Below are 18,613 nucleotides of genomic sequence, written 5' to 3'. Positions count from 1 at the left end.
GTTTTTGGCGAGCCTAAAACCATGGCAAAGGATGTCGACGAGCCAGCGGAACCGACGCGGCGTGACTACCTGACGTACGGCGGCACCATCGTCGGCGGCGGCCTGATCGCGGGCTGTTCGGGTGACAGCGGGTCGGACGGCGGCGACGGGTCGACGGACGCCGGTGCGACGGACGCCGGGACGCCGACTCCCACGCCGGAGCCGAACACGCCCACGGCGACGCCGACCGAGACCGCGACGCCCGAGTCCGAGTCGTACTCGGTGACGATGGCGCCGGCCGGTGCGGTCGAGTTCGATTCCGTCCCCGAGACGTGGATGGCATATTACAGCACCTACGGGGACATGGGGCTCGCCCTCGGCCAGCTCGACGGGCTGCAGGCGCTCGTGTATCGGGACAGCTGGACGACCCAGTTCTACGACGCGCTCCCGGGCGTCGACGTGTCCCTCGACGGCGTCCAGCAGCTCTTCAAGAGCGGGTTCGGCAAGGAAGCCCTCTACGAGATCGACGCCGACGCGTACCTGGTCGATTCGGAGTTCGCCAGCCTCAAACACGACAGCATCACGACCGAGGATTTCGACGAAGTCGCGGGGAACGTCGGACCGGTGATCGGGAACTACATCCGCCGCAGCGGGGGGGACTGGCGTGAATACCCGACGTACTCGCTGTACGAGGCGTTCGAGAAGATCGCCGAGGTGTTTCAGGAACGGGAACGGTACGAGGCGATCGAGGCGGTTCACGACGAATTCGTCGCCGACCTCGAAGAGGACCTGCCCCCGGCGGGGGAGCGACCGCAGATCGGTCTCGTCTCGGCGTACTCGGACTTCCCGAACGGGTCGCTGGACGCGTACCCGATCGGCGACGGGAACGGGAAGAAGCAGTACCAGGACCTCGGGGTAGGCGACGGGTTCGGCGAGTACATCGACGGGAGTTACGCCAGCTGGGATTACGAGCAGTTGCTCGAAGCCGACCCGGAGATCCTGGTCTTCCCGTACGCCTACGAACTCTCCGCGTCCGAGTTCGAAGAGCGAATCGACGGGCTTCGGTCCCACCCGGTCGGTGAGCGGCTCACCGCGGTCGAGAACGGACGACTGTATCGGGGCGGGACGTCGTATCAGGGACCGATCCTCAACCTCCTCCAGACGGAGGTCGCGGCCAAGCAGTTCTACCCCGAGCAGTTCGGCGAGTGGAACGGACTCGAGACGCTACAGGACGAGGACGCACAGCTGTTCGACCATCAGCGGGTCGCCGACGTGATCAACGGGGAGTTCTGAGATGCCCGACGACAGCAGTGACACGAGGGGAAACGAGGCACCGACGCGGCGAGAGTACGTGAAATACGGCGGCGCGCTCGTCGGCGGCGGCCTGCTCGCGGGTTGTGCGGGTGACAGCGGGCCGGACGGCGACGACGGGTCGACGGGCGCGGGAACGCCGACGACGACGCCGGAATCGGACGAAACGCCGACGCCGGAGGCGGCCGAGACGGGGACAGAAGCTGACACCGAAGACACCAGTTACTCGGTAACGATGGAACCGATGGGAACCGTCGAGTTCGACGAGTCGCCCGAGAACTGGGTGAGCTACCTCAGCACGTACGGTGATATGGGCATCGCCCTGGGCAAGGCCGATAGCCTCCAGGGTCTGTGGGATCCCGAAGGCATGCCGAACGTGTTCTACGACGCGCTGCCAGACGTCGACGTTTCCTTCGAAGACGTCGCGCCGATCTCCGGTGGGGGCCAGTTCGACAAGGAGATATTCTACGAACTGGACGCTGATGTCCACCTGTTCGACCCCAACTGGCTCGGCGTCCTGGCCGACGACTGGGGCGAGGACGAGATCGAGGAGATAGCTACCGGGGTCAGTCCGTTCCTCGGCAACTACATCCGGCGACGCGGCGACGACTGGCACGACTATCAGTACTACTCGCTGTACGACGCCTTCGAGAAGGTCGCAGACGCCTTCGACGAGCGAGAGCGGTACGAGGCACTCGCGTCCATCCACGACGAGATTCAGGCGACCATCGAGGAGACGTTGCCGCCGTCGGCGGAGCGGCCGACCGTCGGCCTCGTCTCCGTCAACTCGAAATTCGAGGAGGCCACGTTCTACACCTATCCCGTCCAGGACGGCAACAATCACAAGCAGTACCGCGACCTCGGGATGCGCGGCGCGTTCGACGACCACATCGAGGGGAGCTACGGCCAGTTCGACTACGAGCAGATGCTCGAGGTCGACCCCGACGCCATCGTGTTCCAGTATGGCTTCTCGCACGTCTCGACCGAGGAGTTCGAGTCCAAGATGCAGACGATGCGTGAGGATTCGGTCGGCAGTCAGCTTTCGGCCGTCCAGAACGACCGGCTCTACCGTGGTGGCACCTCCTACCAGGGGCCGGTGATCAACCTCTTCCAGACGGAGGCGGCCGCGAGGCAGTTCTATCCCGAGGCCTTCGGCGAGTGGAACGGGATGGAGACGCTTCGGGAAGAAGAACTCACGCTGTTCGACCGCCAGCGCGTCGCGGACATCGTCAACGGGGAGATCTGACCGTGAGCGATACGGACTCCGAAACGACGCGCGAGTACGACCGCGACGTGGTCGTCGTCGGCGGCGGGCCGGCGGGCGCGTCGGCGGCCGTGTTCACCGCCCGGTACGGCCTCGACACGCTCGTCTTCGACCGCGGGCGCTCGTCGATCCAGCGGTGTGCCCACCTGGAGAACTACCTCGGCTTCCCGGCGGGCGTCGACATCGAGACGTTCTACGAGCTGATCCACGACCACGTCGCGGAGGCGGGTGCGACGATCCGCGACGACCTCGTCGAGTCCGTCGAGCGGGTCGACGGCTCCGAGGCGGGCGGCGGTGGGTCGGAGACCTCCGGCGGCTTCGTCGTCGAGCCACAGGAGGGCGAGCCGGTGACGGCCGAACGGGTGATAGCGGCCACGCGCTACGACGGCGAGTACCTCCGCCCGCTCGGCGGCGACGCGATGTTCGAGACCCACGAGCACGACGGCGAGGAGCACGAACACTTCGACAAGGGCTACCCCGACGCGGACGGTTCGACGCCGATCGACGGACTGTACGTCGCCACGCCCTCCGACGCGGACGCGCAGGCGGTCGTCGCGGCCGGCCGCGGCGCCCAGGCGGCGCGGACGCTTCTCCGAGACGCGCGACGGGACCTCGGCATCCCCGACGAGTTCGCCGACCGCTACGACTGGGTCCGCCAGCGGGCCGAACTCGACGAGGAGTGGCGCGACCGCGAGCGCTGGGCGGAGTGGTTCGACGACCGGGTGCCCGACGACCACGACGTCGACTCCGAGGAACTCGCGGCGCTCAGGGAGACCGAGATCGACCGGCGCCTCGACTCCTACATCGACGAGGCGGCCATCGAGCGGCGCCGCGAGCGCGGCCAGGACCGCCTGCTCGAACACCTCGACGACGAGCGCGTCCTCGAACGGGCCCGCGCGATCGAGGCCGAACGGGCGGCCGACGGCGAGTCCGCCGAGAGCGACGCGGAGTCGGCGGAAGCCGGTGAGTGACGATGGCGAGCGAACCGGCCAGCACGGCCGAACCGCTGTCGGGGTCCCAGCGCGTGCTCGACCGGCTGTCGGGCTCGCTGTGGTCGGTCGCGCTCGGGAGCCTCGCGGTCGTCGTCGCCGGCGGGCTGGTCCAGGTGAGCTTCGGCGCCTACTCGATGACGCTCGTCGAGGCGTGGGGGGCCGTGTTCGACCCGAACGTGCTGTTCAACACCGAGGCCTGGCGGGCGTTCCTGCTGGGGACGGAGCTGCCGGAGATGAACCAGCGCAGCCTCATCGTCTGGAACATCCGCCTCCCGCGGGTGCTGGTCGCCGCCCTCGTCGGCGCGAACCTCGCCGTCTCGGGCGCCATCTTCCAGGCCGTCACCCGGAACGAACTCGCGAGCCCGTTCATCCTCGGCGTCTCCTCGGGCGCGGGACTGATGATCCTGCTCGTGCTCGTGGTCTTCTCGGGCGTGACGCTCGTGATCCCGTACGTCTTCGGGACGCTCGTGCTGGGGATCTCGTCGCTGCTGCCGGTGATCGCCGCGCTGGGCGGGATCGGCGCCTTCCTGATCGTCTACGTCATCGCCTGGAAGAACGGCACCTCACCGGTGCGGCTGGTGCTGGCGGGGGTCATCGTCGGCACCGTGTTCAGCAGCCTCCAGACGGGCCTCTTTTTCTTCGCCGACGACATCGGCGTCGTCCAGTCGGCCATCGCCTGGACCACCGGGTCGCTGACGGGGACCGACTGGGAGCAGGTGCGGATGGCCCTGCCGTGGACCGTCGTGGCGCTCGGGCTCTCGCTGGCGAGCGCCCGCCAGCTGAACGTCCTCCTGCTGGGCGAGAACACCGCCTCCTCGCTGGGCATGAACGTCGAGAAAGTCCGCTTCGCGCTCTCGGGGGTCGCGGTGCTGGCCGCGGCGGCGAGCATCGCGGTGGCCGGCATCGTCGGTTTCGTCGGCCTCATCGTCCCGCACATGGTCCGCAACGTCGTCGGCAGCGACTACCGGCGGCTCGTCGTCGGCTGCGTCTTCGCCGGCCCCGCGCTGATGGTCGCCGCCGACGTGGGCGCGCGCCTCGGCCTGTCGATACTGCTGGGCAGCGACGGCCAGATGCCCGTCGGCATCGTCACCGGCCTGCTCGGCGGGCCGTACTTCCTCTACCTGATGCGCAAACAGGAGCGGATGGGCGAGATCTGACCGGCCGCCGCGACCCTCACTCTTTTTTGGCCGACCTAAAATCCGAAAGCTATTTACGTTTTTTAGGCACGCCTAAAACCATGGTAGACGATACTGACGGCGCGGACGCACCGACGCGACGTGACTACCTGCGATACGGGGCGGTCGTCGGCGGCAGTCTGGTCGCCGGCTGTTCGAGCGACGATGGAACCGGCGACGGGCCCGGCTCGACGGACGCCGGGACACCGACGCGGACGACGGACCCGACCGAGACGGCGAGTCCGACGGCGACGGAGACGCCGACGGAGTCGGCCGCCGAACCGAGGTCCTACACCGCGACCATGCCGCCGGTCGGGGAGCTCACGCTCGACGAACCGCCGTCGTCGTGGGTGGGCAGTCTCGGGTTCGCCGCGGACGTGCTGACCGCGCTCGGGCAGGCCGACGGCGCCGTCGGGATGGCCGACCCGGGGTTCTGGTACACCGGGTTCTACGACTTCCTGGACGGTGTCTCGGCGCCCGCGACCGACGAGCTCACCCGGTTCACGACCGAGGAGCGCGACACCGACCTCGAGGTGCTGTACGAGCTCGACCCGGACCTGCTGGCGGTCGATCCGAACCCCCTCATCGCGATCTACGGGCTCGACCGGTCGGAGGCCCGGGAGCTCCGGGAGAACGTCGCCCCCTGGTTCGGCAACGAGAGCCGGCGCAAGCGCTTCGAGGGGTGGACCCACTGGCCCGTCGGCGAGCCGTACCCCTACCTCTCCCTCCCGGAGTACGTCCCGAAGTACGCCGCCCTCTTCGGCGAGGAGGAGCGTGGCGAGGCGTTGCTGGACCTCTACGAGCCGTTCGTCGACGACGTTCGCTCGCGCGTGCCCCCCGAGAGCGAGCGCCGGTCGCTGGCGCTGGTGAACGGCCGGTACAACCCTGAGAACCGCGACGGGTGGGTCGTGTACAACCCGAAGTCGGCGGTCGAGAAGACCTGGGGGAAGAAACAGTATCGCGACCTGGGCGTCGTCGACGCGTTCGAGGGCGCCTACGACGGCCAGTCGTCCGTGATCGTGGATTACGAGGGGCTTCTGGAGTACGACCCGGACGTCATCATCTTCAACTTCGGCGTCACGTACCGCGATTTCCAGGGGGAGAACTACATTCGACAGCAGCGGGAGGTGCTGGCGGACCACCCCGTCGGGAGCCAGGTGACCGCCGTCGAGAACGGCGACCTGTACGTCGGGGGCACCCCGTATCAGGGCCCGATCATCAACATGTTCCAGACGGAGATGGCCGCCAAGCAGCTCTACCCCGATGAGTTCGGGCCGTATCCCGGCTACGGGCAGCTCTCGGAGAGCGAACAGCTGTTCGACCGCGAGCGGCTCGCGGACATCGTCAACGGAGACATCTGAATATGAACGGCGACACTACCGAGACGAGCGAGACCGACGCACCGACGCGGCGCGACTACCTGAAGTACGGCGCGGTCGTCGGCGGCGGGCTGCTCGCCGGCTGTGCCGGCGGGAACGCCACCCCGACCGACGACGGCGGTTCGGAGTCGGCAGCGACGGCCACCCCGACGGCGACCCCGAGCGAGGAGTCGACCGAGAGCGACCCGTCGACGGCCACGCCGGCCCAGTCGTACTCGGTGACGATGGAGCCCGTGGGAACGGTCGAATTCGACGAGGTGCCCGAGTCGATCGCTCCGTTCACCGCGGACTACGTCGACATGCTGGTCGCGCTGGGTCACGGCGACGCGGTCGAGTCGATCTGGTACCGCGGCCGCTACAAGACGATCCACTACGACGAGCTCGACGGCGTGTCCGTCGATCTGGACGGACTCACCCAGCTCTGGAACGACGGGATCCCGAAAGAACCGTTCTACGAGATGGACGCCGATCTGCACCTGATGGACCCCCACGCGCCGACCGACTGGTTCCAGGCGTGGGACGACTCGGACCTCTCGGAGATCCGTGACAACGTCGCGCCCTTCCTCGGCAACGTCATCTTCCGACGGACGGACGACTGGCACGACTACCGCTACTACTCGCTGTATGACGCCTTCGAGAGGGTCGCCGAGGTAGTTCAGGAACGCGAGCGATACGAGGCGATCCGGTCGATGCACGACGAACTGGTCGCGACGGTCCAGTCGCGGCTCCCCGCGCCCGACGACCGGCCGAACGCGGCGCTCGTGTTCGCCGGCGAGCAGCCCGAGGAGTTCACCCCCTATCGGCTGTCGGGCAACGGCGCCAACAAGGAGCACTTCCGGACGCTGGGGCTGGCCGACGCCTTCGCGGGGACCGGCGTCGACGGCCTCTCGACCAGCGACACCGGTACCATCGACTACGAGACGCTGCTGGAGGTCGACCCCGACTCGCTGTTGTTGCGCTACCATCGCCGCGGCAAGAGCCGCGCGGAGTTCGAGGACTCGGTGCTGTCGTACATGCGCGACCACCCCGTCGGCAGCAATCTCACCGCCGTGCAGGAGGGGCGGGTGTTCCGCGGCGGCCCCATCTACAGCGGCCCGCTGCACAACCTCTTCATGATCGAACGCTACGCGACGGGGTACTTCCCCGAGGCGTTCGACGGGGACGAGCTGTTTGACCGCGACCGGCTGGCGCGGATCGTCACCGAGGGGGTCGACGGATGAGCGACGGGAGCGACGGCCCGAGCGACGCACCGACCCGGCGCGACTACCTGAAGTACGGCGCCGTCGTCGGCGGCGGGCTGCTCGCCGGCTGTGCCGGCGGCGAGTCGACCCCGACCGACGCCGCGAACGACGGCGATACGTCGACTGCGACGGACGCACCGTCGGACACGCCGACCGGGCGCGAGTCGACCGCGAACGGGACGGCGACCGCGATGGGCGGCGAGTCGTACTCGGTGACGATGGCGCCGGTCGGCGAGGTGACCTTCGACGCGGTGCCCGAGCGGTGGATCGCCTACTGCGGCGAGTACGCCGACATGGGCGTCGCGCTCGGGCGAGCGGACGGGATGGCCGGCATCGGCGGCGCCGACCGCTACTACACGCACGTCTACGACGAGTTACCCGGCGTGAGCGTCGACGCGACGCCGATCGAGCAGTACCCCGAAGTTCGGACCAAAGAGGCGTTCTACGAACTCGACAGCGACGTCCACCTCTACGACCCGGGGATGCTGAAGAACTGGTTCGACTGGGACCAGGGAGATATCGAGGAGGTCGCAGACAACGTCGGGCCGTTCGTCGGCAACCTGATCTTCCGCCGGTCGGACGCCTGGCACGACTACCGCTACTACTCGCTGTACGAGGCCTTCGAGACGGTCGCGACGGTGTTCGACGAGCGCGAGCGCTACGAGGCGATGAAATCCCTGCACGACGACTTCCTGACCCGGGTCCAGACCCGGCTCCCGCCGGCCGGCGAGCGCCCGAGCGTGATGCTTACCTTCGAGGGCACGACGGAGCCCGAGACGTTCTCGCCGTACCGGCTGACCGACAAGGGGACGAGCAAGAAGCAGTGGCGCGACCTGGGCGTCGGCGACGCGCTCGCCGGCACCGGCATCGAGAACCTCAGCACGGAGAACCGGGGCGAACTCGACTACGAGAACCTGCTCACCGTGGACCCGGACGTGCTCCTGATCCGCGGCCACGAGCGCAAGTCCGCCGCCGAGTTCCGCGACACCGTCCTCGCGTACATGGCGGACCACCCCGTCGGGAGCGAGCTGACGGCGGTGCAGAACGGCCGCGTCTACCGCGGCGGCTACCTCCACCAGGGACCGATCCACAACCTGTTCCTCACCGAGCGGGCGGCGAAACAGCTGTTCCCCGAGGAGTTCGGCGACGTGACGAGTGACGAACAGCTGTTCGACCGCCAGCGCGTCGCCGACATCGTCAACGGAGACATCTGAGTATGAACGACGACACCGATTCGACGGACGTACGGACACCGACGACGCGCAGAGGATATCTCGGCCGCGTGGGAGCGCTGGCAGCGAGCGGAGTGGTCGCCGGGTGTACGACCGGCGGCGGGACCGAAGGGGCGACCGATGGGCCCGACGGCCGAGTGACCGACACGCCGACAGCGTCGCCGACCCCCGAACCCACGCCGACGGAGACGGCCACCGAGACGGCGACGCCGACCAGCTACGCCGCGTCGATCGAGCCGGTCGGCGAAATCGCCTTGGACGACCCGCCCGAGACGGTCGTGAGCGGGTGGGGCTTCGTCGGCGACGTGCTGACGGCGCTGGGCCACGCCGACAGCGTCGTCGGGATGTCCCGGCCGGGATTCTGGTACCAGGGGTTCTACGAGCTGCTCCCGGAGGTGTCGATGCGCGACACGACCGAGATCCCGGCCACGGTCTCGAAGGGATACAGCGTCGACGAGGAGTTGCTCTACGAACTCGACCCCGACCTGCTGGCAACCGACCCGAACCGGTACATCGGCTGGTACGGGCTCGACGCCGGGACGGTCCGGACGCTCGGCGAGGAGGTCGCACCTTTCTTCGGGAACGAGAGCCGGTCGAAGCGCTCCTCGGGGTGGCCTAACTGGCCGGACGGGGAGGCCTACGACTACTACTCGATCCCCGAGTTCGTCGAGCGGTACGGCCGCCTGTTCGGGGAGGCGGAGCGCGCGGCGGCGATGGTCGACCTCTACGAGACGACGATCGAGGACGTCACCTCGCGGGTGCCGCCCGAGGGGGACCGGCCCACGGTCGGGCTGTTGAACGCGTTCGCGAACCCGGAGAGCCGCGGCTTCTTCGCCGTCACCGACCCGAACCCGGCGCTGGACGTGACCCACGAGCTCAAGCAGTACGGCGACCTCGGCGTCGTCGACGCCTTCGACGGGATGTATCCCGACGAAGGGGGTCACTACGACCTGAAGACCGGCTTCGAAGGGCTGCTCGAGGCCGACCCCGACGTGCTCGTCTTCCAGGAGGCGGTCAACGCGCTGGGCGGCCAGAACGTCTACGGCAACACCGAGGCCTACGAGGGGACGCTCGACCTGCTCCGGAACGACGATATCGGCCGGCAGCTCTCGGCGGTCGAAGACGGCCGGCTCTACCCCGGCGGGACGGGGTCGCAGGGCCCGATCGTCAATCTCTTTCAGACGGAGATGCTCGCCAAACAGCTCTACCCGGAGGAGTTCGGCGAGTGGCACGGCTTCGGCGAGACGCCGACCGACGAGCAGCTGTTCGACCGCCAGCGCGTTGCGGACATCGTCAACGGAGACATCTGAGTATGAACGACGACACCGATCCGACCGACGCATCGACGCGACGAACGTGTCTGCAGTACGGCGGGGCGCTCCTCGCGAGCGGTCTGCTCGCGGGGTGTTCGGGCGGTGATGCGACGCCGACCGACGGCACGGAGAGCGCCTCCGCCACGCCGACGCCGGATTCGGAATCCGACACGGTGGCGGCGTCGCCGGAGACCGAGCGCCCGTCGACCGCGACCGGCAGTTACGAGGCCTGCATCGAGCCCGTCGGCTGTCTGTCGTTCGAGAAGGTCCCGGAAACGTACATCGTCAACAACGGCGAGTGGGCGGACATGGCGTTCGCGCTCGGCCAGCGCGACGGGTTCCTGACGGCGACGAACATGATCCCCGGGTTCCTGTTCGAGCCGTTCGGGCTCGACGTGCCGCCCGAGTCCGAGACGACGGGCCTCTCGGCGACCGACTGGGACAAGGAGGTGTTCTACGACCGGGACCCGGACGTGGTCCTCATGGACCCCAACTACATGCACAAGACGGGGTGGGACGACGCCTGGGACCGCGATGACACCGCGGAGATCCGCGAGAACGTCGCGCCCTTTTTCGGCAACAACATCCTCCGGCGTCGGGAGTTCCACGACTACAGGCTCTACTCGCTGTACGAGGCTCTGGAGCGACTCGCCGATCTCTTTCGGGAGCGCGAGCGCTACGAGGCGCTCGCCGCGACCCACGACGCTCTGCAGGCGGAGATCGACTCGCGGCTGCCGCCCGCCGAGGACCGCCCCGAGGTCGGGCTCGTCAACAGCGCGTCGAACCCGAACGAAGGGACGTTCTACCCGATGCACACGCGGGTCGAGGGCGTCGAGATGAAGCCGTATCGGGACCTCGGAGTCGACAGCGCGTTCCCCGCGGACCTTGTCGAGGCCGGCACCATCGACTACGAGCAACTCTTGGAGGTCGACCCCGAGATCCTCGTCTTCCACTGGGGCATCGGGACGACCGGCGACGGCGAGGGGTTCTCCCCCGAGGCGTTCCGCGAGCAGTACGTCGAACCCCTCGAATCGGACTCGGTCGCGAGTCGACTCACCGCCGTCGAGGAGGGCAACGTCTACCCCGGCGCGTTCGGATCGCAGGGGCCGCTGGTGAACCTCCTCCAGACCGAGATGGTAGCCCAGCAGCTCTACCCCGAGGAGTTCGGCGCGTTCGACGCCGAGCAGTTCCCCGACGTGCCCGCCGAGCACCGGCTGTTCGACCGCCAGCGCGTCCGCGATATCGTCGACGGTGAGATCTGACTCGCGCGACGACCCCGAGTCGTCCGACAGCGCCGACTCGCCTGACGACCCCGACTCGCCGGGGTGGCGACCGATCGAGCCGGTCGACCCGGACCGAGTCACGACGGGTGACACCCACCTCCATCGCGCCCGCGAGCGCGTCCGGGCGGAACGGGACGCCTTCGTCGCGAAGGCCGACGCCTACGAGGCGTTCGCCGACCGCGTCGCCGAGATCGGGACGGAGAGGCCGACGGCCGCTCCGGGGGTCGCGGTCTCCGGCGGGGTCGGGCGGGCCGGGGCGCCCTCGACGCCCGACCGCTGTCGCCGGGTCCGGACCGCCTTCGCGGAGACGGTCCGCCCCCACAGCGTCGCGGACGTCGACGAGCCGGAGCCGCTGACGGCGACGCTCCGCGCCGAGCTGCCCGAGACGGTCGCGGCGGCGCTCGCGCCGGCGTCGGAGGCGACGTTCTCGCCGGCGGTGAAACGGGGCGTCCTCGGCGCGGTCGAGGCGCGGACGGGCGAGACCGAAACCGTGCTCGCGGCGCTCGACCGGGAGGCCGACGGGCTCTCGTCGGCGGTCGCGCTCGTCGAGGCGGCGACCGCGTGGATCGCCGCGGCCGACGAGACGCCGCTGAGCGAGGTCGGGTTCGACCCGCTGGCCCGGCGCCACCGGCGGCTGGCGGGGTTCGAGGACCGGTGCGACGAACTCGCGAGCGAGCGCCAGTCGACGCTGGCGGCGACCACGAACCAGACGCCAGACGCCGGCGTACGCCACCGCGACCTCGTCGCGTTCTGTTACGACGGGCTGCCGGTCGACTACCCGGTGCTGTCGACGGTCGCCCGGCTCGTCGAGACCTGCCGGTCCTGCCGGCGAGCGGTCCGGGACCACCTCGTCCGGCGGGCGTGACCGGCCAGCCGCGGCCGCCGCTCGCCCGACCACCGGCCGGGCGGAACCGCACCCTTTTTGCTTTAGGCTTGCCTAAACGGCTTCGATGAGTACCGGTACGGAGACACACGCGGTCGAAGTCACCAATCATGTCTGACACGGACGAATCCGACGCGGAACGGACGACGATCAGGAACGGGCGCGAGTTCGAACAGACCTACCGCCTCGACGCGAGCGAGGCCGGCGCGTTTCTGGTCGACCTCGGCGAACAGTTGCAGGACGGCGACGAACTGACGATCGCGACCGACGAGTGGGAGCTGCCGTTCGCGTTCGGCGAGCCCGTCGAGCTGGAGGTCGACTTCGACGGCGTCGACGACCCCGAACTGGAGATCGAACTGGAGCTCCCCGGCCGGCCCGACGAGGAAGCGCCCGCCGTCGAGTGATCAGGCCACGTCGTCGAAGCCCCACTCGTCGGCCCGCTCGGCGGCTTCCGCGCGGGCCTGCTCGCGGATCGCCTCGATCTTCTCGGCGTCGTCGAGGAACGCCTCGACCGCCCCCGGCTGGCGCTCGTCGCTGTCGACATCGTCGTCGCCGGCCGCGGCGTCGGTGGGGTCGCCCGGCGACCCCGCCGTCTCGGACCGGCGGTCGGGCGGCGCGGCCGCGCGAGTCCGGTCGGCCAGGGCCGGGTCACCGGCGAGCCGTTCGGCGGCCATGCCGGGCGGGATCCGGAACGTCGGCCGGTCGTGGACGGCTTCGAGGTCGGCGGGCGCGAGCGCGAACAGCCGCAGGCGATACGGTCCCTCCGCGGCCAGGTCCGCGAGCGCCGGCGGCCCCGCGCGGTCGGTGTCCGTGTGGTAGGCGACGACCGGCACGCCCGCGCGGAAGGTGACGACGCCGCGGCCGCTCGCTTCGAGCAGGAGCGCGTCCTGCGGTTCGAAGACCGCGTAGCCCGTGAGCTCGCGGTCGAGCGCGTCGACGAGGACCGTCCGCGGGTCTTCGACGACGCGCGACCGGAGAAGTCGGCCCTCGGGCAACTTCATGGTGACTCGGGGAGGACCGCGCTGCGGAACCGGTCCGCGACCGCCCCCGAGTCGCCGTCGCGGACCGACAGCGTCGCCGCGGCCTCGCGGTACGCGCCGGCGGGCTCGCTGTCGGGGGCGTGGGCGAGCAGCGGCCGGCCGTTCCGGCGGGCCGCCCGCACCCGCTCGCTGGCCGGCACCGTCGCCAGCGTCGGCCCCTCGAAGTAGCGCTCGGCCTTCGGCGCGATGCGCTCGATGGCGTCCGCGTCCCTGACCTTGTTGAACAGGATCCCCGCCGTCTCGGTCCCGTAGGAGGTGGCGTACTCCTGGACCTTCAGCCCGTCTGACAGCGCAGGGATCGTGGGTTCGAGGACGACGACGACCCGGTCGGCGAGCACGACCGGGAGGACCGCGGCGCGAGAGGAGAGGGTGGCCGCCGAGTCGAGCAGGAGCACGTCGGTGTCGGCGGCCAGCGTCGCGACGACCTCGCGCAGGCGCGCGGGGTCGGCCGCCTCGAAGTCCGCGAGGTTCGTCCCGCAGGGGACCACGCGCATGCCGTGGCGCTCGTAGACGGCGGCGTCGACCGGGGCGCCCCCGTCGACGAGCACGTCGTGCAGCGTCGTCTCCACTTCGGCGAGGCCGGCGTGAAAGAGCAGGTTCGCCATCCCCATGTCGGCGTCGACGACCGTCACGTCGTGCTCCTCGGCCAGCGCCATCCCCAGCGCGAGCGTGCTCGTGGTCTTGCCGGTCCCCCCTTTCCCGCTGGCGACCGCGAACGCCTCGACCATCACGTCGGGGTGGTTCCCCCTGGCTTAAAAACGTTCGTGTGAGCGACAGGTCCGGGCGGCGGCCGGGACCGCCTCGGAGACTTCGATTCCGCCACGGTCGTGGTGTGAGGATGCGGGTCAACGGCATCGTCTTCCGTCGCGAACCCCGAATCTTACATCCAGGTTCGTCTTCGTCAGCAGTTACAGCGAATGTGGAGGAACAGCAAATGCAAACCGACAGTGTAGCCACCACGACCGAGGAATTACTCACGGCCGCCGCCGATCCGCAGCGGCGCGAACTGCTCCGACATCTGCGGGAGACCGACGGCGAAGTGATATCCGTCCCGGAGTTGACGGCCGCGGTCGCGAACGGCGACGACGCCGACGAGCGCGAACAGCTCCGTGTCGCTCTCCAGCACGTTCACCTGCCGAAACTGGCGGATGCGGGCGTCCTGACGTTCGACGCGCGGTCCTCGACCGTTCGCGACACCGGCGACGAGCGGGTCGCGGCGCTGCTGGAGTTCGTCGAAACGGAACTGGAGTAGTCCCGGTCACCACGCTCGGCTCCCCGGCCGAGACGCTACTCGTCCGCCGGGAGGCGGACGCGTATCTCGCCGTCGGACGTGACGCGAACGTCGACGCCCTCGTATCGGAACGACACGGTGACGGAACCCTCGCCGCGACTGTCGGTCAGCAGGGCGTCCAGCGCGTCGGTGTCGACGGAGTAGGCGAGCGGTTCCATGTCGGTCACCTCGCTGCCGGTCGCGGCCGCGACGGCGGTGGCGACGGCGGCGCCTACGTTTCTCCAGCCCGTCCAGTCGCCACGGACGACCGCCTCGTCCCCGGCCGTGTCGTTCGCCGGCCGGTCCCCTGGCCCCTCGTCGGTCGCCGGCCGGTCCCCCGGCCACTCGTCGGTCGCCACTCTCACACACCCCGCCTTTGGTCTGGCTGCGGTTCCGACCTCGGAAACCGACAGCACCGATATGCTCGGAACACACTGTACTGTTCAGTATCAACAGCCAAGAGTCTGTTGTGAGGATGTGGGTAACACGACCGGTTATGCGCGGTCGCCGTCGAGCTGCCAGGTGAACATCGCCCGCAGGATGACGACGAGACTGTTGGTCTCGCCGGACCCCCAGATCGCCGTCTCGTCGCGGCTCGGGGGGTCCGACGCCTCGCCCTCCCGGACGAGGACGCTCACGAGCGTCTTCCGGCCGTCGACCATGACCAGTCGACCCGTGGGCGTGTCCGACCAGACCCAGATGGAGTCGAACGTCTCGACGTCGGGAACGTGTTCGCTGAGTACGTCCCCGACGTCGTCGGAGAGTCCGGCCACCCTGATCGAGACGCCGCGGTCGCTCGCGGCCGCGAGGCTGGCGACGATCTCGTCGGTGAGGAGGTCCTCGACGGTCATGAAGACGATCTCGTCGTCGGCGTCGTCGACGAACTCGACGATGCGGTCGGTGACGGTCGCCCGCCCGGTGACCGTCCAGACGCCCCGCTGCTCGTCGACGCGGTCGGCGTGTTCGAGGTTACCGAGCGCGTCCGTCAGGCGGTCGACGCGGTCGCGGTACTGGCGCTCGAAGTGGCGTCCGGTCGTCTCGGCCGACACCGGCCAGAAGCGCTTGGGCGTCGACTGGCGCACGTCGACCAGGCCGTGGTCCTCCAGTTCCCCGACCGCGTCGTAGACGCGCGTCCGCGGAACGTCGGCCACCTCGCTCACGTCCTGGGCGGTGCCGTCGCCGAGGCTCGCCAGCGCCACGTACGTCCGCGCGGCGTAGGTACTCAGGCCGAGTTCCGCGAGCTGTTCGACCGCCACCGACCTGGCCGATTCGGGTAGTTCCTCGGACATCGAATCACGTTCGACGGCGGGGCCGCTCGTCGAGACGACCCGCGGCCGACAGCGCGGTTGGGACCCTACTGGTGGCCGCGGGCCATCGATCGCTTGGTTGCAGAGCCCTAAAGTAGTATTGTGATTATCTGGGTGAACGTCTGGTCGGCCAGCGGGAACGACCGCCGAGAGTAGCCGAGGGCGGCGCGGACTCGCGAGGTGGGGGGGGGGGCGATAGACCGGACATAGAGGGATTTACTCCGCCGATCTCGGCTCGACGACGGCGGTCCCGACGGGGAGGGGAGCGTCCGCGGAGGGGAAGTGTCTTTCACGTGGAGCGGTTACACGGCCGTAGTGACCGGGCGACCGGTGGCTAGGTTGGGACCCTATGAACGACATCACGAACACAGACCAGGCGATCGAACTCCTGCAGGGGCTCGGACTCAAGGAGTACGAGGCCAAGGCCTTCGTGGCGCTGACGCGGCTCCCGAAGGCGACGGCCAAGGAGATAAGCGACATCTCGGAGGTGCCCCGGACCCGCGTCTACGACGCGGTGCGGGTGCTGGAGTCGAAGGGGCTGGTGGAGATCCAGCACGCCAACCCCCAGCAGTTCCGCGCCGTCGGCATCGACGAGGCGACGGCGACCCTGCGGGCCGAGTACGAGGCCAAGACCGACACGCTCAGGGAGACCCTCGAGGGGCTCGAACCCGCGAGCGAGCCGACCGATCCCGACGCGACCCACGAGGTCTGGGCGCTGTCCGGCCACGCGGCGACCCACAGTCGGACGAAGCAACTGATCGAGGAAGGGGACGGGGAGATCGTCATGATCTTCGGCACCGAGTCGGTGGTCACCGATTCGGTGCTGGCGGCGCTCGACGAGGCCGCCGAACGGGGAGTATCGGTCGTCGTCGGCACCGTGACGGAGTCGCTCCGCTCGGAGGTCGAGACCGCGCTCCCGGGAGCGGAGGTCTTCGTCTCCGGCCTGGAGTGGCTCCAGGGGGCGACCCCCGACGACGACACGGAGATCACGCGCATCCTGCTGGTCGACCGGTCGACGATCCTCGTGAGCACGGCCCACGAGACGGCCCCAGGGTCCGAGGAACAGGCCGTCTTCGGCCGCGGGTTCGACAACGGGCTCGTCACGATCGTCCGCCGCCTGATGGCCACCGGCCTGCTCCCGGTCGAAGACCCCGGAGTCGAGTGACCGGCGCCGCTCGGCACACTCGTTCCACACTGTGAAAGATCGCCGCTGTCGGCTCCGAGACGTTTCACTCACCTGTGGAATTACATCGTGTCGTCGCGATGACCGTCCCGCATGACACCGGATGCCAATCGGAACGGATCAGGCGAGCGGCGAACGGGTACACGGGAACGGACGGCGACGCGGCGGGGCGTCCTCCGGGCGACCGGCGCGGGCGTGGCCGGCGTCGCCCTCGGCGGGGTCGCGGGGACCGCGGCGGCCGACGAGGGGGTACCGTCTCGACTGCACACCGACGGCAAGTGGGTCAGGGACGCCGACGGCGAGGCCGTCAGGCTGCGCGGCCTCGCGACGGCGTCGATGGGCTTCTACGAGGTCGAGGGGAACCACCCGAAGACGCCGACGGAGGTCGTCGACTGGGCGAGCGACCCCGCCCGGGGCTGGTACCCCAACGTCGTCCGGCTGCCGGTCACGAAGTGGGACGTGGACCAGCTGGGCGTCGACGCGCTGGTCTCGGACGTGCTCCGCCCGGTCGTCGACCTGCTCGGCGAGCGGGGGACCTACGCGATGATCGACTTCCACCTCATCCACCCCTACACCGAGGCGGCCGCCGACGACGCCGACTACGGCACCAGCCCGGACGAACTCGTCCGGAACTTCTGGGGCGGCGTCGCGCCGGCGTTCGCCGACGACGAGCACGTCATCTACGAGCTGTTCAACGAACCGACGTACCCGATCTTCTGGAGCGACAACGGCGAGAGCGTCGAGAGCCCCGAGGACGAGTGGCTGCTGTGGCGCGACACGGCCCAGCCGTGGGTGGACATGGTCCGCGAGGAGGCCCCGGAGACCCCCATCGTCCTCGGGTCGCCGAGCTGGACCTCCCGGACGAACTTCGCCCCGGAGTACCCCTTCGAGGGGGAGAACCTGGTCTACGCCGCCCACATCTACCCGGACAACGGCCAGCCCGACGAGTTCGACGACACCTACGGCGCGCCCGCCGAGGACGTGCCCGTGTTCGTCACCGAGTTCGGCTGGGACCCCTACAGCGAAGACCTCGACTACGGCACCAACACCGACTGGGGCCAGCCCTTCCGCGAGTGGGTCGAGAGCTACGACAACATGGGGTGGGCGGCCTGGTGTTTCGACGACTCGTGGGCCCCGACGATGTTCGACTCCCCCGGCGAGGGCGGCGCCGACGACTGGACGCTGCGCTCGGCCCCCGAGGAACACGGCGGGTTCATCCGCCAGTGGCTCGCCGAGAGTTCGGCGGAACCGATCGCGCGGCTGGTCCCGGACCGGACCCAGGCCACCGCGGGCGACTGGGTCCACTTCGAGGCCAGCGACGCCTCGGGCGCGGACCGCCACGTCTCGACCCTGGAGTGGGACCTGGGGAACGGCACCACCGGCGACGGCTGGTGGGCCGACGCCCAGTACGACGACCCCGGCCAGTACGAGGTCGAACTCACCGCGACGAACGACGCCGGCGAGTCGACGACTCACGGGCTGGCGATCACCGTCACCGAGCAGACCGAGGCCGTCGCGACGGCCGAACCGAGCACGACCGAGCCGGCCGTCGGCGACACCGTCAAGTTCGAGGCCCGCGACACGTCCGGCGACGACCGCTGGATCGACGCGCTGGCCTGGGACTTCGGCGACGGGACGACCGCCGAGGGCTGGTGGGCGTCCCACAGCTACGACTCGGCGGGCACCTACACCGTCGAGCTGACCGCGACCGACAACGCCGGGCAGACGACGACCGATACGGTCGAAATCGTCGTCGAGTGA

Annotated in this window: 18 protein-coding genes; 14 read left to right on the top strand and 4 right to left on the bottom strand. The window is 69.4% G+C overall.

What is annotated here, in order from left to right:
• Positions 1-21 precede the first annotated feature (21 nt).
• From HZS54_RS08600 to HZS54_RS08550, 11 genes are all read left to right on the top strand, one after another.
• Complete coding sequence (locus HZS54_RS08600; protein ID WP_179921907.1) at positions 22-1,272, top strand: ABC transporter substrate-binding protein; 1,251 nt, start codon at positions 22-24, stop codon at positions 1,270-1,272.
• Position 1,273: 1 nt separating this feature from the next.
• The gene (locus HZS54_RS08595) at positions 1,274-2,536 is read left to right on the top strand and encodes an ABC transporter substrate-binding protein (protein ID WP_179921905.1); all 1,263 of its coding nucleotides are present in this window, start codon (positions 1,274-1,276) and stop codon (positions 2,534-2,536) included.
• A 2-nt stretch (positions 2,537-2,538) separates the two neighbouring features.
• The gene (locus HZS54_RS08590; protein WP_179921903.1) at positions 2,539-3,525 is read left to right on the top strand and encodes an FAD-dependent oxidoreductase; all 987 of its coding nucleotides are present in this window, start codon (positions 2,539-2,541) and stop codon (positions 3,523-3,525) included.
• Positions 3,526-3,527: 2 nt separating this feature from the next.
• The gene (locus HZS54_RS08585; protein WP_179921901.1) at positions 3,528-4,703 is read left to right on the top strand and encodes a FecCD family ABC transporter permease; all 1,176 of its coding nucleotides are present in this window, start codon (positions 3,528-3,530) and stop codon (positions 4,701-4,703) included.
• 80 nt (positions 4,704-4,783) lie between these two features.
• Positions 4,784-6,082: an ABC transporter substrate-binding protein gene (locus HZS54_RS08580; protein ID WP_179921899.1), complete on the top strand. Its 1,299-nt coding sequence runs from the start codon at positions 4,784-4,786 to the stop codon at positions 6,080-6,082.
• A 2-nt stretch (positions 6,083-6,084) separates the two neighbouring features.
• Positions 6,085-7,320, top strand: coding sequence for an ABC transporter substrate-binding protein (locus tag HZS54_RS08575; RefSeq protein ID WP_179921897.1), 1,236 nt, complete (start codon positions 6,085-6,087; stop codon positions 7,318-7,320).
• Positions 7,317-8,555, top strand: a complete 1,239-nt coding sequence (locus tag HZS54_RS08570) for an ABC transporter substrate-binding protein (protein WP_179921895.1) — start codon at positions 7,317-7,319, stop codon at positions 8,553-8,555. Before HZS54_RS08575 ends, HZS54_RS08570 begins: the two co-directional genes overlap by 4 nt.
• Positions 8,556-8,557: 2 nt before the next feature.
• Complete coding sequence (locus HZS54_RS08565; protein ID WP_179921893.1) at positions 8,558-9,883, top strand: ABC transporter substrate-binding protein; 1,326 nt, start codon at positions 8,558-8,560, stop codon at positions 9,881-9,883.
• A 2-nt stretch (positions 9,884-9,885) separates the two neighbouring features.
• Positions 9,886-11,148: an ABC transporter substrate-binding protein gene (locus HZS54_RS08560; protein WP_179921891.1), complete on the top strand. Its 1,263-nt coding sequence runs from the start codon at positions 9,886-9,888 to the stop codon at positions 11,146-11,148.
• Positions 11,138-12,034: a DUF7260 family protein gene (locus HZS54_RS08555; RefSeq protein WP_218927132.1), complete on the top strand. Its 897-nt coding sequence runs from the start codon at positions 11,138-11,140 to the stop codon at positions 12,032-12,034. Before HZS54_RS08560 ends, HZS54_RS08555 begins: the two co-directional genes overlap by 11 nt.
• 128 nt (positions 12,035-12,162) lie before the next feature.
• Entirely contained in the window at positions 12,163-12,456 is a 294-nt protein-coding gene (locus tag HZS54_RS08550; protein WP_179921889.1) for an amphi-Trp domain-containing protein, read from the top strand.
• On the opposite strand, the gene HZS54_RS08545 is transcribed toward HZS54_RS08550, so the two are convergent.
• Both HZS54_RS08545 and HZS54_RS08540 read right to left on the bottom strand, forming a co-directional pair.
• Positions 12,457-13,053: a DUF8054 family protein gene (locus tag HZS54_RS08545; protein WP_179921887.1), complete on the bottom strand. Its 597-nt coding sequence runs from the start codon at positions 13,051-13,053 to the stop codon at positions 12,457-12,459.
• Positions 13,050-13,820, bottom strand: coding sequence for a nucleotide-binding protein (locus tag HZS54_RS08540; protein WP_179921885.1), 771 nt, complete (start codon positions 13,818-13,820; stop codon positions 13,050-13,052). Before HZS54_RS08540 ends, HZS54_RS08545 begins: the two co-directional genes overlap by 4 nt.
• Positions 13,821-14,026: 206 nt before the next feature.
• Here HZS54_RS08540 and HZS54_RS08535 point away from each other — a divergent pair, with 206 nt between their 5' ends.
• Positions 14,027-14,344: a DUF7344 domain-containing protein gene (locus HZS54_RS08535; protein WP_179921883.1), complete on the top strand. Its 318-nt coding sequence runs from the start codon at positions 14,027-14,029 to the stop codon at positions 14,342-14,344.
• Between the two features lie 35 nt (positions 14,345-14,379).
• On the opposite strand, the gene HZS54_RS08530 is transcribed toward HZS54_RS08535, so the two are convergent.
• The gene (locus tag HZS54_RS08530) at positions 14,380-14,721 is read right to left on the bottom strand and encodes a HalOD1 output domain-containing protein (RefSeq protein WP_179921881.1); all 342 of its coding nucleotides are present in this window, start codon (positions 14,719-14,721) and stop codon (positions 14,380-14,382) included.
• A 135-nt stretch (positions 14,722-14,856) separates the two neighbouring features.
• Positions 14,857-15,651 carry a TrmB family transcriptional regulator gene (locus tag HZS54_RS08525; RefSeq protein ID WP_179921879.1) on the bottom strand — a complete coding sequence of 265 codons (795 nt, stop codon included), beginning with the start codon at positions 15,649-15,651 and terminating at the stop codon, positions 14,857-14,859.
• A gap of 367 nt (positions 15,652-16,018) precedes the next feature.
• Between HZS54_RS08525 and HZS54_RS08520 the strand changes: the two genes are divergently transcribed.
• Together HZS54_RS08520 and HZS54_RS08515 are read left to right on the top strand one after the other, a co-directional pair.
• Positions 16,019-16,834 carry a TrmB family transcriptional regulator gene (locus HZS54_RS08520; RefSeq protein ID WP_179921877.1) on the top strand — a complete coding sequence of 272 codons (816 nt, stop codon included), beginning with the start codon at positions 16,019-16,021 and terminating at the stop codon, positions 16,832-16,834.
• A gap of 111 nt (positions 16,835-16,945) precedes the next feature.
• Positions 16,946-18,613, top strand: coding sequence for a PKD domain-containing protein (locus tag HZS54_RS08515; protein ID WP_179921875.1), 1,668 nt, complete (start codon positions 16,946-16,948; stop codon positions 18,611-18,613).

This window comes from Halosimplex pelagicum (genome assembly GCF_013415905.1).
GTDB lineage: Archaea > Halobacteriota > Halobacteria > Halobacteriales > Haloarculaceae > Halosimplex > Halosimplex pelagicum.
Note: the sequence above shows the minus strand (reverse complement) of the source record. Positions and strands in the feature narration are given on the sequence as shown.

What these genes read in the sequence shown, in the direction of transcription:
- HZS54_RS08600 (WP_179921907.1), top strand. Translation starts at nt 22, where the DNA reads ATGGCAAAGGATGTCGACGAGCCAGCGGAACCGACGCGGCGTGACTAC.
- HZS54_RS08595 (WP_179921905.1), top strand. Translation starts at nt 1,274, where the DNA reads ATGCCCGACGACAGCAGTGACACGAGGGGAAACGAGGCACCGACGCGG.
- HZS54_RS08585 (WP_179921901.1), top strand. Translation starts at nt 3,528, where the DNA reads ATGGCGAGCGAACCGGCCAGCACGGCCGAACCGCTGTCGGGGTCCCAG.
- HZS54_RS08580 (WP_179921899.1), top strand. Translation starts at nt 4,784, where the DNA reads ATGGTAGACGATACTGACGGCGCGGACGCACCGACGCGACGTGACTAC.
- HZS54_RS08575 (WP_179921897.1), top strand. Translation starts at nt 6,085, where the DNA reads ATGAACGGCGACACTACCGAGACGAGCGAGACCGACGCACCGACGCGG.
- HZS54_RS08570 (WP_179921895.1), top strand. Translation starts at nt 7,317, where the DNA reads ATGAGCGACGGGAGCGACGGCCCGAGCGACGCACCGACCCGGCGCGAC.
- HZS54_RS08565 (WP_179921893.1), top strand. Translation starts at nt 8,558, where the DNA reads ATGAACGACGACACCGATTCGACGGACGTACGGACACCGACGACGCGC.
- HZS54_RS08560 (WP_179921891.1), top strand. Translation starts at nt 9,886, where the DNA reads ATGAACGACGACACCGATCCGACCGACGCATCGACGCGACGAACGTGT.
- HZS54_RS08550 (WP_179921889.1), top strand. Translation starts at nt 12,163, where the DNA reads ATGTCTGACACGGACGAATCCGACGCGGAACGGACGACGATCAGGAAC.
- HZS54_RS08545 (WP_179921887.1), bottom strand. Translation starts at nt 13,053, where the DNA reads ATGAAGTTGCCCGAGGGCCGACTTCTCCGGTCGCGCGTCGTCGAAGAC.
- HZS54_RS08540 (WP_179921885.1), bottom strand. Translation starts at nt 13,820, where the DNA reads ATGGTCGAGGCGTTCGCGGTCGCCAGCGGGAAAGGGGGGACCGGCAAG.
- HZS54_RS08535 (WP_179921883.1), top strand. Translation starts at nt 14,027, where the DNA reads ATGCAAACCGACAGTGTAGCCACCACGACCGAGGAATTACTCACGGCC.
- HZS54_RS08525 (WP_179921879.1), bottom strand. Translation starts at nt 15,651, where the DNA reads ATGTCCGAGGAACTACCCGAATCGGCCAGGTCGGTGGCGGTCGAACAG.
- HZS54_RS08520 (WP_179921877.1), top strand. Translation starts at nt 16,019, where the DNA reads ATGAACGACATCACGAACACAGACCAGGCGATCGAACTCCTGCAGGGG.
- HZS54_RS08515 (WP_179921875.1), top strand. Translation starts at nt 16,946, where the DNA reads ATGACACCGGATGCCAATCGGAACGGATCAGGCGAGCGGCGAACGGGT.